Here is an 11,931-nt window from a genome sequence, read left to right on the forward strand (position 1 = left end):
GGAGTATTTAAGGAGTTCTCGCCTCGTGGGCGCTACGTCCGAAGAGCCGCATCCTTTAAGGAAGTGTGAATTAACGGCTGTCCCTTGGTAATAATATTTAGGAGAGGGTGTTGTGAGCGAGAACAACCAGGAGTACGAATATGTTGCGCTTAAACCAACTATTAGAGGAGGAAGAAGAATGAGTTTAACATTATCCTTGGATTTTCAGTTCACGACATCGATCGAGAAGGTTTGGTCCGCCTTAACCGATTCAAGCAAGCTTGCCAAGTGGGTCATGGAAAATGATTTTAAGCCCGTCGTAGGACACCATTTTCAGTTTCGCACGCAGCCGACCGAATGGTGGAATGGAATTATTGACGGCGAAGTGCTTATCGTGGACGCACCAAACCGGTTGTCCTATACTTGGGAAAGCGGAGAGAAGCACACGGTCACCTGGACGCTGCAGGATTTAGGGGACGGAAAGGTTAACCTTCATCTCGAACAAACCGGAATCTCAAATGATCAAGCACTCGCAGGTGCTAAGTATGGTTGGAGTAATTGGTTCGGCGAGTTTGAAAAGGTGTTGGAACAATAACCGCATTGGGTACTAAAGCATCTACTTCCCCAATGCTAAATTAATGAGTACGATAGTGAAATAGCCCAACATCATAAAACAGATCACTAATGGTATCTATATGCCCATCAAGTGATCTGTTTTTACATGATGAGTTAATTACTATAGTTGTAGTGATTAAGACTTTATTTTCTCATCTTGGTCTGTCGCTTTGAACTTATGAAGTTCAGTTAATGATCCCGAGCGTTATGAGCGTCTTTGCAGTATGAAGTGGTGGCAGGAAATGCCTGCGGTAAAGCAAAATCAGGTTTACATTACCGACTACTCCGAGTTTGCTGTGACGGAACCCATTTCGATGCCCTATCAATTGGATATCCAGATGAATTGTTGCTGGAGCGGAAGATGCCGAACGGACTATAGGATCATATGATTGTGGAGCGAAAAATGCTCATGTGAGATGGTTGTATTGCTTTAGAGTTCTACCCTGCGGGGTAGGGCTTTTTTTGGTTCGTTCTATTTAGTAAATAGTCTGTGCTTGTGTGATGGAAATTGGTCACTAGTCTTTCAATTATTCATAGTGAAATATTCGCTAAAAATCAATATTGATATTTCCAATAGGATATTCTTATTTTGAGGAACAAAATGCATCTACGAATCCGAAATTTACAGAAAGCTTATATCAAGAAGGAGAAGATGAATATGAGTATCTTGGAGGATTTATATTATGGCGAATGGTATCCAAGTGAACGAATCAGGACGAAAAACCCTGAGCTTGAACTAACCCATCAGAAAATATCCGCTTCTATGGAAAATCTAAAAGCAAGATTACCAGAACACGACTATAAATTAATTGAAGAACTATCGGATTTAAATGATGTTCTAATTTCTATATTATCTGCTTCTGATTATATTTCTGGGTACAAAACTGGAGCTTTGATGATGTTAGAAATATTTGATGGGAGAAATTATCGAAACTAAGGTACACCTTTGTAAAGTAAAAAGAAAGGCCGGACGCAATAGCGTACCGGCTTATTTATGTGAGGTTGTTGTTTCAAACTCATCATGTACTTGTGAATCAAACATATTGCAAGAGATTGATTCGTCTTATAATTTTATGATCATATAACTGAAATAAGATATATTTTCACGATTATTCAGCTGAATATGAGGAGTTAAAGAGGTGCTTTTTTATAATTAAGAGGGAGCTGTATTTGATAAATATAAGTCATAGGTCATAGGGATTAAGTCTTCTTATTCTTATAACAATTAGGAGTAGAGCAAGATAAGCCAGCTTATGATTATGATGAATATGACAAAAAAATTGTAGGAAATATGTGGATTCTCAGCAAGAATGGTGTTACTGATCAAGAAGCAGCCAAAGCAACTATGGCCTATAATGAAGCACTTAAAAATGGAGACATTAAACTAGATAACGAATCAGAAGATGTGGATATTAACTTGGTGCAAATTGAAGCGTTCAAACAAGGGTATAATCCATGGACGGGAGAAAAACTATCTGAATGGCACGCGAAATCTCTTATTGTCAGTAGTGTATTTTCTAGTTTTATGGGGATTAGAAATCTTAGTGGTGGTTGTGTTAAAATCAATAAAGGTTTTAAGATCAAATCTGGATCAAATAGAATTTCAAAGGCTGATTTTAAAAATGGCAACACCAGTTATGTAAAGAATATTACTATTATAGGTGGTCACTCTCCAAAGATAAACAACGGAAATCCTAACTATGCAGTTGAAGAAATAGTAGTTAATACTGATGGCACAAGAAGGGTTAAATACACAACGCAATTTCCAGATGGAAATCTGTCAAAAATTAAAACAAGCACATTATTTCCAAATACATGGTCTGATGATGCTATTATTAATGCTATAAAAAAAGTTGCAGATAGCCCAAGTATTGGAACACGAGATGGGATAACTCTTCACAGAAGTACAATAAATGGGATCGAAATAGAGGTAATGAAAGATGGAAATAAAGTAATCTCAGGTTTTTCTACAGGTGGTGTTCACACACCAGGTTTTAACTAAATAATATGGCTCATTAATTAATTTAATGGAGGAAACTAAATTGTATACAGATTTAGATGAATTTATAACAGAATACCAGCATACTACTGATTTTTGGTATGATGTAGGGTGCGTTATGGCATCTGAAAAGCTATCAAAGTTCAGTTCAAAAGATTGGCAGGAACTATTAATTATTGTGCATAATAGACCGCTAGAATGGCAGAAAAAACTTGCTTATTGTTTGGATACTTCTTGCAACAGGTATGAACTGGAAATTCTATTATCATTACTAAGTACTGAAGATGAGGAACTATTTGAAATATGCATAGATACTCTAAGAAGCTTTACAACCCAAGAAAGCAAACAAATGATACTAGACAAACCGTCCATATTGAATCGTATAAATGATCTGCTTCCAAAAGCGGGTATTGTCTCTAAGAAGATGTTAGAGGATTTTATAACGAGATTAAATTCATAATGAGCCATTTGATTTTAAAGACTTTTAAATGGACTTCTCCGTTGAGTAACGGGTAAAACGAATGAACTAAACCGACCCCATAATTGGAGTCGGTTTTTACTTGCTGATTGATAACCAACACTTGAAACTTTAACTTCATAATCCTTGGCTAAGTCCTAATATCTGATCATTCACATTTACATTACTTAACCCCCCGTGATAACAAACCACGGATGCAATGTCGAGATCTAAATACTTTTTCAATGAGAGACGAGCGGCATTCATATCCGGTGTGGTCGGGACATGAATTCCCCCGAGAATCCCGTTTACACTGTACATCGAATCCCCGGCAATAAGAGTCTTACTTTGCCTTAAATAAAGGCTGATATGACCGGGAGTATGCCCAGGCGTATGGATGACGCGAATCCTGCCGCAAAACGGCAGTTCCTGACCATCTATTAAGGTATCGTCCACTTTGCCCTTCGGGGGATTCTCAAGGTGACCATCTTTTAAAAGAGGGATCTCCCCCTGAATATACGGCTTATCCAGTTCGTGTGCATATACTTTAATATTATGGCCACACTCCTGCAAAATCTCGGGAAGACTTCCTATATGATCCACATCCTGATGCGTCAAAATCACAGCTTTTAGTTTGTCGAACGACACGCCTACCTTTTCCATGGCCACGCGTAAATCTTCAATTTGCCCTGGGAATCCTGTGTCTATTAAAACAGCCATTTCTCGATCCCACAAAAGAATGGGGTGAATCATATTCCCATGAAAATCTAGATGAAGCATTGCTACTCCCTTTGAAATTTCCACAATATCAGCCTCCGTTAAATGAAATGATACATACAGTATTTTGCTCGAAAACTTATTTATCCACCACTTTCCTGTTTCGGTTGATTTCTCTTTGTAAACGTACTGAGACCACAAAAAGATACGGAGATTGCAATGGAAGTCTCATTGATTAATTCTTGTTGAATTTGTGCTAGTCGGCTACAAAGAGGAACACAAAGAAAAAGAGACCGTCCCCTGTGCAGAGTTCTTTCAGCAAAGAGAGACAGCCTCTTTTTGCTTAGCCATGACATAAGTTCTTGCACTATCGATCATACTCTAACAATCAGAGGTCACGGCTGGGGCTTGTTGTTCCTCATATCCTGGAGGTGATCCAGTCTTCATTTTCACTTGTTTTCATTGAAGGGGGCGAGATCAATTATATACACTTCATTAAAATTACCAATGCGGAATATGGGTATTTATCCCAAATGAAGGCGAGTCAGTGTTGGGTAAGTATACAAATCCAAACTTCAAACGGTGTGCTATTATAACAATTGATACTCGAAATAACTTTAGCTTGCCCGGTGCCATCGCCTAAATAAAAGGAACCCATGAAGTAATTCGTCGAGTGAAGACAATTTAAAAGTAAAAGGAGATATTATGACGGAGAAAAAAGAAATAGAAGATACAGGGTGGAACTTCGACAACAGTTATACTCATCTGCCGGAAACATTGTATACAAGGCTCAAGCCAACTCCTGTACGTTTACCGAAACGGGTCATTCTTAATGACCCGCTGGCAAAATCTCTTGGGTTGAACGGCGCAGCGCTGCGAAGCAATGGTAGCGCTGCGGTTCTTGCAGGCAACGAGGTTCCCGAAGGTGCTGTACCTCTTGCTCAAGCTTATGCAGGACATCAATTCGGGCATTTTAACATGTTAGGAGACGGCCGGGCAGTGCTACTTGGCGAACAGATCACTCCCCTGGGCGAGCGGGTGGATATTCAGCTTAAGGGTTCAGGCAGAACTCCATACTCCCGCAGGGGCGATGGCCGGGCGGGACTTGGACCGATGCTGCGCGAATATATCATCAGTGAAGCTATGCATGCGCTTGGCATTGCTACCACCCGCAGCTTGGCGGTGGTTACAACCGGTGAGTCATTAATCCGGGAAACCAAGCAGCCGGGTGCCGTTCTGACTCGTGTGGCGGCCAGTCATCTGCGCGTCGGAACCTTTCAATACGTCGCAGCATTGGGCAATTCCCAGGATCTCCGGGCCCTGGCAGATTACACATTGCAAAGACATTATCTGGAGGCTTACGGTGACGAGAACCGTTATCTTTTCTTGCTACAAGAAGTGATCAAACGTCAGGCAGAGCTGATTGCCAAATGGCAGCTCGTCGGCTTTATTCACGGGGTGATGAACACCGACAATATGGCCCTCAGCGGAGAAACGATTGATTATGGTCCTTGCGCCTTCCTGGATACCTATGATCCTGAGACGGTATTCAGTTCCATTGACGTTCAGGGCCGTTATGCCTATGGCAATCAGCCCAGTATTGCCGCTTGGAATCTGGCGAGATTTGCTGAGACCCTCCTGCCGCTGCTGCATGACAACGAGGCACAGGCTATAAAACTGGCCGAGGATGCAATTGCAGATTTTACCGAGATGTATAACCGTAATTGGCTCATGGGAATGAGGGCGAAGCTGGGTATTTTTAATGAAGAGTTGCAGGATCTATCTATTATTGAAGGCCTTCTCAGTATTATGCAAAAGTATCGTGCGGACTACACCAATACCTTCCGTGCCCTAACTTTGGACAAGCTTGAAGGTGCAGCCCTGTATGGCACTGAGGAATTTGTCCAGTGGCATGAACAGTGGCAGGCGAGACTGGGTAGACAGCAGGAAACGAAAGCCTCTTCGCAACAACTGATGCGCAGCAGTAATCCTGCGTTAATCCCACGCAACCACCGGGTAGAAGAAGCACTGGAAGCGGCGGTCAAACAAGAAGACTACAGTGTGATGGAGCGGTTTCTTGGAGTTCTTGCGAATCCTTACGCGTACTCTCCCGAACAGGCTGATTACTCAACACTGCCTGAGGTATCCACCCTTCCTTATCGAACCTTTTGCGGTACCTGATTTGGAAACTTTAAAAGGGCATGTACTTAACTGAATTGATTAACCTAAAATAAAACAAATTTAATCCCCTTGGGGTAACAAGCATATGGTGATTTTCGGAAAATGACCTTATGTATGCCAACCTCAAGGGGATTATTTCATATTTAGAGGTAGGTATAGTGAGTTAAAACTAATATTTGCTTAACATGTTTAGTGCATTTTTTTTAATAGTTTTTAGGTATATTATATTAGGGAATCGGTTCCAAGGAGCCTTTCTTCATTCAAAACTAAGTACATATACCTATTCGTTGTCGTGTTAATATCTTTTTTTGTCGAAGTGTTTTAGAGGGAGATGATAAAGAACGGAAAAGGGGAAGTTAATTTGTCGAGTGAACAATCATTGGCAAAGCGAAGCGGTTCACAATATGCAAGTAATCCAGACTATGAATTGGAGATGTTGACTAATGAAGAAGTTTGCAGGAAAGCCATGGCACGTGGGAAGGATGCTCAGCAATAATTTTAAAACGAAGCTGATGGTCGCTTTTATTGCTTTTTTGATAATACCGTCTATCATTGTTGGGGCTCTATCATTTGTAAGCGCCAGTCATGAGATTCAAGCGCAGATTGAAGATAGCGCCGAGCAGGCCATTATCCGCACTAATTATATTATTGATAGCGCCATTTCACCCAAGGTGCATGATGCAGAATATTTCGCTGAAAGGCTAAAAGGCAACCTGGTGGAGACGGAGGAACAAGCGGCGAATTTGGAAGAATTCTTTAAGCAATATATTGCACTCCATCCTGAAACGGAATCCATTTATTATGGAACGAAGGATGGTAAATATACAATCTATCCACAGAAGGAATTACCGGATAATTATGATCCCCGAGTCAGATCCTGGTATGAGCAGTCCATAAAGGAACAAGCAAAAACAGCGATTAGTACGCCCTATCTCTCCGCATCCTCCAAGCAAATGACGGTTACGGTGTCCAGAGCCACGACGGATGGTTCGGGTGTTATTGGCATCGATCTGAAAGTTAGTGGTATTAAGGAGACACTGAACAAGATTAAAGTAGGTCGTGAAGGTTATGCCATATTGCTGGACAGTGAGCGCACTTACATTGTTCATCCGACGAAGGAGCCAGGCAGCAAAATTGCAGATATTGAATCACGCATGTATGAGAAAGACGCTGGTGAATACGAGTATCAGTATGAAGGTCAGTCCAAATATATGAACTATGCGACCAACAAGCTGACAGGCTGGAAGATAGGCGGAACGCTGTATTTATCTGAAGTGGATGAAGCAGCACAGCCGATTTTGATCAGCACCTTGCTTACAGTCGTCGGGTGTCTTATGGTGGGTATAATCATTGTCTATTTCCTGATTCGTTCCATCATCAAACCTATTTTAAAATTGAAGGAGCAAGCGGTTAATGTGAGCGCAGGGGATCTGACGCAGGACATTCAAGTGAAGAGTGAGGATGAGATTGGACAATTGGGACTGGCTTTCCGAAACATGCAGGATAATTTGCGATCTGTCATTCAGAACGTAGGGGAAAGTGCAGATCATGTCGCTAGATCCTCGAACGAGCTAACGGTAAGCGCAGAACAAACCAGTGCTGCAAGTGAGCAGGTATCACAGGCTGTTCAGGAAATTGCCAGTGGAGCAGAGAAGCAGACTACAGGCCTGGAAAATAACTCAGTAGCCCTTGATGAAATTGCACAGGGAGTCACACAAATTGCGGAACGCTCAATCTCGGTAGCCGATTTGGCCAGACGATCCTCTTTACAAGCAGAGGAAGGACGGAAATCCGTAGAGCAAACAGGCGAACAAATGAATTCGATTCACGATTCGGTAGAGCAATCTAACCAAATGATTCAAGCCTTGCAAGCCCGCTCTCAGGAAATCGGTGAAATTACCAAGGTTATTGGTGAACTATCCAATCAGACGAACCTGCTGGCCTTGAATGCAGCGATTGAGGCGGCTAGAGCAGGTGATCATGGCAAGGGCTTTGCCATCGTTGCTGATGAGGTGCGCAAGCTGGCAGAGCAATCGCAGGAATCTGCAACACAGATTGCCACATTGATTGCCGAAGTTCAGCATGAAACGGAAACCACGGTTCAGACAATGAACCGTGTTACGACTGAGGTTCAGAATGGGCTGCAGATTTCCAAAGAAACCATTGTCAAGCTGGGAGACGCGATGGAAGGCATTCGGGAGACCACACCTCAGGTGGAGGAGGTCGCTGCGATTGCACAACAGATATCAGCGAGTGTACAAGAGATTGCAGCGACAGCCAACGAACTGGCGACAATTGCAACCGGTAATGCCGCTACATCTGAGGAAGTCGCCGCTTCCTCGCAAGAGCAGCTGGCTTCCATGGAGGAAATATCAGCCTCAGCCCAGCAGCTATCAACAATGGCTGCTGAGCTGAAGTCGATGATCAGTCGTTTCAAATATTAAAACGTACTTGAACCCTATGGAATCTATAGTACAATGAATGCTCGGGACAGCTCTTTAAGCCTTATGGCATAAGGAATCTGTCCTGAGTTTTTTTATATTCTCATTCTTACAAAGTAGGAAAATTACAGGAGGAAGAACATTTGGTTCGAGATTTGTTATTATATGCTATCGTGATATTATTCATTATTTTTACTTTTCATCCATCTATTACATTTCGGCGCCCCAATCTGATTTCTCAGCTCATTCGGCAGACGATCACGCATGTTTTTTATGGAGTGACCGGAATTCTGTTTTTATATTTTGGCATAAGTGATAGAGCTTTGATGACTTGTGTTCTGGAGCTAGTGATGGGTCTGATGTTCATCGCTTTGTTTGTACGCGTTGGGATCATTAAATATACAAATGAACAACGTTTACTGGACCAAAACCGTGATCTCCTAAATGTGCTTCGGGTTCAACCTGGCTTTACCTTCAGGCTGGAGAAAAGCGGCGACGAATTTTATTATAGGCTGCTGGAAGGAGGCTTGCTGGAGCGCATGGGTCTGAATATGCAAGTCAGCTATAATCGTAGGGAGCATGTGGAGCGACTCGGGGACATTTTTGAGCTATCCTCTGAAACACTAGAGCAGCTTTGTGAATATTACAAACAGGCATGGTTCGGTGACCGGACGGTATTTGAGCTGGAGTTTTGGGAATACTCGGTTTTAATTACCTTACATCCGGTCAGGGAGAACGGGATCACCAAGCATGTCATCGGTCACGTCATGGATATTACGGAGTATAAAGCTTCCAAGCAGAAAGGAAAGGAGGTAGACGAGGCTAACCATGCCAAAAGCGTTTTTTTGGCTCATATGAGCCACGAAATTCGCACGCCGCTGAATGGTGTTATCGGTCTGTCCAAGCTGTTGAACAAGACGGAACTGACTGCTGTCCAAAAAGACTACCTTGACAAGCTGCTCGCCTCCTCACGAACCCTCTCATCCATGCTCAATAATGTATTGGACTTTTCCAAAATGGAAGCAGGCAGTTTGGAACTGGAAAGGCTGGAGTTTGAGCCGGAAAAAATGCTTCGGCATCTTGCAGATACGGTGGGTACTTTGCTGGAACACAAAGAAATAGAGATCATTTTTATAACGGACCCCAAATTACCCAAAAGTGTTAAAGGTGATCCATTGCGGATGGAACAGGTGCTTTTAAACCTTCTGACGAATGCCGTCAAATTTACGGATCAGGGACATGTATTGTTAGAGGTGAACATGCTAAGCCAGCAGAACGGACGGGTAGCGTTGTCCTTTATGGTGGAGGATACAGGCATAGGTATTTCGGAGGTGGGTGTGAACAAGCTGTTTGTCCCTTTTACCCAAGCGAATACATCAACCAGCCGCCGATATGGGGGCTCCGGGCTGGGTTTGGCCATTAGCAAGCATTTGGCTGAAGCCATGGGCGGGAATGTAGAGGTTGAAAGCCGATTGGGGGAATACAGTCGGTTTTACTTTAATGTCGAGCTGGATATCGGGGATCTACATCCAGAAGGCACTCAGATAGAAAAACAAATAAACGGCAAAGCCTTAATTGTTGTGCGGCATGAGCTGTTGAGATATAGTCTGAACGAATTACTGCAAAGCACAGGATTAGAAACATACACCATTTCATCCTTTCAGGAATGTGTGCAAGCTTTTCAGAATGGCGAATATTTCGATTTGGTTATGATCGACATGGGAATGAATGGCTTTAGAGAGCTGGATACACGGAGACAATGGCTTCAATTGCTAAATAGACAGATGACTCAGGTCATTGGACTTACAACAGTGTTCCAGATGGAAGGGATAGCGACTGGGGACGAGGATAGCAGGGTGGATGCCTTTTTGTCCAAGCCCGTGACTCGAAACGCTGTATTGGAGGTTATCCACTGGAGGCTGGAAAAGGAAAAGATAGTGTCTGTAGATGTTAATACTCTGGATACATATACGATGATGAGCCCTCGTTATGAAGGAGAGATTAGAACACAGAAGTATCAAATTCTCATAGCGGAGGACAATGAGATTAACCAGGTGGTAATTACCGAGTTCCTGGCAGAGCGCGGTTTTGAAGTAACCATGGTTGCAAACGGAAGAGAACTGTTAGAGTCAATGGAGCTGCGTTCCTGGGATATGGTAATGCTTGATCTGCATATGCCGGAGATGGATGGCTTTGAGACAGCCAGACATATTCGCAGAAAGAAAGCTTTTAACAGACTTCCAATTATCGCCTTTACGGCCGATGCTGCGCAGCATGAACAGGAGGTTTGCCTTCGTTCAGGCATTAATGCTGTGCTGCTCAAGCCTGTCCATGAACTGAATGCTGTAAGAGTGTTAAACAGCTGGATTCATTTAGCATGGCTGCAAGAATTACATGGTGTTCACGCGGAACAGGCGATAGCCGGGATGGATGGAAAGGTATATATTTTCCAATTTGCCCTTTACAAATGGATTCAGGAATACCAGCATCTCGATAAAAGATTGACGAGGAAAATGGACAACGGACAGTTATCTGCCGCTCTCCGATTAATCCACTCGCTTAAGGGAGGGGCAGGAAACCTGTTTGCGTCCGGGCTGTTGTCAAAGGTCATAGAGTTGGAAAAGGGATTGAAGCGTAGCCATGAAATCTCACTGGGGGAACTGTATCCAGAGTGGCGAGAGCAATTGAGCTTGGTTCAAAAGGAGATTAACCAAATCAAGTCATCGGTTCCCTGGAACTGATCGTGCTATTGCATAAATTTATAACCAATTCCCCAGATGGTCCTGATTAATTTTGGCTTTTTAGGGTCTTTTTCGATTTTCCTGCGCAAATGGTTAATATGTACATCTACAGCCCTCTCATTAATAAAGGAGTCTGTGCCACGAAGAGCTTGAATCAAGGCATATCGACTGAATACAATTCCCCGGTTCAAATAAAAAAGCTTCATAAGCTCAAATTCCGAAAATGTCGTCTCGACAATCTGCCCATCAACGGTAATCATTCTTCGCGCCAGATCCAAAACAATGTCTGTTTCAGGCTCGGCTTCAGGCGCAAGGCCCCTTGCCTGTAACCGTGTGATTTCAATACGACGGAAAAGAGCCTCGATTCGTGCCTTTAGCTCCTGCATACTGAAAGGCTTGCAAATATAATCGTCCGCTCCCAGCGTAAGTGTACGGATGCGCTCTGAGATGTTGTTTTCTGAAGAAATCACGATGATTGGCACATCCGTATGCCTGCGTACCAGTGGGCAGGGATTGACGCCATCCAAATCTGGAAGCAGCAGATCTAGCAAAATAATATCAGGCTGCACCATACCCAGCCAGGCAATTCCCTCAGCCGCCTGTTCCACTCGGGTAACGTTATAACCTTCTCCAGTCAAATACAAGGACAGGGTATCTCCCAGCATATTGTCATCTTCAATAATCAAAACATTAGACATGATGATGTTTCCTTATCTTTCTATCAAATTCGAGCCAAATGGTTAGGATAGGTTCAATGCATTCCAAAACTTTTGGCAGGTTCTTTTGATAGAGTAACCCCCT

Annotated in this window: 9 protein-coding genes; 7 read left to right on the forward strand and 2 right to left on the reverse strand. The window is 43.0% G+C overall.

What is annotated here, in order from left to right:
- Nucleotides 1-178: 178 nt before the first annotated feature.
- The 4 genes from ACIFO6_RS08935 to ACIFO6_RS08950 all read left to right on the forward strand — a co-directional run bounded on the left by ACIFO6_RS08935 (nt 179) and on the right by ACIFO6_RS08950 (nt 3,053).
- The gene (locus ACIFO6_RS08935) at nt 179-574 is read left to right on the forward strand and encodes an SRPBCC family protein (protein WP_430040145.1); all 396 of its coding nucleotides are present in this window, start codon (nt 179-181) and stop codon (nt 572-574) included.
- 678 nt (nt 575-1,252) lie between these two features.
- On the forward strand, nt 1,253-1,531 hold the full coding sequence (locus ACIFO6_RS08940; RefSeq protein WP_137063106.1) for a DUF6809 family protein: 279 nt from the start codon (nt 1,253-1,255) through the stop codon (nt 1,529-1,531).
- 354 nt (nt 1,532-1,885) lie between these two features.
- A complete protein-coding gene (locus ACIFO6_RS08945) occupies nt 1,886-2,596 on the forward strand; it encodes an EndoU domain-containing protein (RefSeq protein WP_430040084.1) in 711 nt (236 codons plus the stop codon).
- Between the two features lie 40 nt (nt 2,597-2,636).
- Entirely contained in the window at nt 2,637-3,053 is a 417-nt protein-coding gene (locus ACIFO6_RS08950; protein WP_430040086.1) for a hypothetical protein, read from the forward strand.
- A 135-nt stretch (nt 3,054-3,188) separates the two neighbouring features.
- On the opposite strand, the gene ACIFO6_RS08955 is transcribed toward ACIFO6_RS08950, so the two are convergent.
- Nucleotides 3,189-3,854 (reverse strand): MBL fold metallo-hydrolase, encoded by a 666-nt coding sequence (locus tag ACIFO6_RS08955; RefSeq protein ID WP_430040088.1) that lies wholly within the window; start codon nt 3,852-3,854, stop codon nt 3,189-3,191.
- 618 nt (nt 3,855-4,472) lie between these two features.
- On the opposite strand from ACIFO6_RS08955, the gene ACIFO6_RS08960 reads away from it, so the two are divergent.
- From ACIFO6_RS08960 to ACIFO6_RS08970, 3 genes are all read left to right on the forward strand, one after another.
- Nucleotides 4,473-5,948, forward strand: a complete 1,476-nt coding sequence (locus ACIFO6_RS08960) for a protein adenylyltransferase SelO (RefSeq protein ID WP_430040090.1) — start codon at nt 4,473-4,475, stop codon at nt 5,946-5,948.
- Nucleotides 5,949-6,391: 443 nt separating this feature from the next.
- A complete protein-coding gene (locus tag ACIFO6_RS08965) occupies nt 6,392-8,392 on the forward strand; it encodes a methyl-accepting chemotaxis protein (protein ID WP_430040092.1) in 2,001 nt (666 codons plus the stop codon).
- Nucleotides 8,393-8,532: 140 nt separating this feature from the next.
- The gene (locus tag ACIFO6_RS08970) at nt 8,533-11,130 is read left to right on the forward strand and encodes a response regulator (RefSeq protein ID WP_430040094.1); all 2,598 of its coding nucleotides are present in this window, start codon (nt 8,533-8,535) and stop codon (nt 11,128-11,130) included.
- A 5-nt stretch (nt 11,131-11,135) separates the two neighbouring features.
- Here the strand turns inward: ACIFO6_RS08970 and ACIFO6_RS08975 are convergent, their stop codons facing one another.
- Nucleotides 11,136-11,828 (reverse strand): response regulator transcription factor, encoded by a 693-nt coding sequence (locus ACIFO6_RS08975; RefSeq protein ID WP_430040096.1) that lies wholly within the window; start codon nt 11,826-11,828, stop codon nt 11,136-11,138.
- Nucleotides 11,829-11,931: the final 103 nt, after the last annotated feature.

This window comes from Paenibacillus sp. NRS-1781, assembly GCF_050467745.1.
GTDB lineage: Bacteria > Bacillota > Bacilli > Paenibacillales > Paenibacillaceae > Paenibacillus > Paenibacillus terrae_A.

Excerpts from the sequence above, each read along its gene's own strand:
- ACIFO6_RS08935 (WP_430040145.1), top strand. The coding sequence starts at position 179 with ATGAGTTTAACATTATCCTTGGATTTTCAGTTCACGACATCGATCGAG.
- ACIFO6_RS08940 (WP_137063106.1), top strand. The coding sequence starts at position 1,253 with ATGAGTATCTTGGAGGATTTATATTATGGCGAATGGTATCCAAGTGAA.
- ACIFO6_RS08945 (WP_430040084.1), top strand. The coding sequence starts at position 1,886 with ATGTGGATTCTCAGCAAGAATGGTGTTACTGATCAAGAAGCAGCCAAA.
- ACIFO6_RS08960 (WP_430040090.1), top strand. The coding sequence starts at position 4,473 with ATGACGGAGAAAAAAGAAATAGAAGATACAGGGTGGAACTTCGACAAC.
- ACIFO6_RS08965 (WP_430040092.1), top strand. The coding sequence starts at position 6,392 with ATGAAGAAGTTTGCAGGAAAGCCATGGCACGTGGGAAGGATGCTCAGC.
- ACIFO6_RS08975 (WP_430040096.1), bottom strand. The coding sequence starts at position 11,828 with ATGTCTAATGTTTTGATTATTGAAGATGACAATATGCTGGGAGATACC.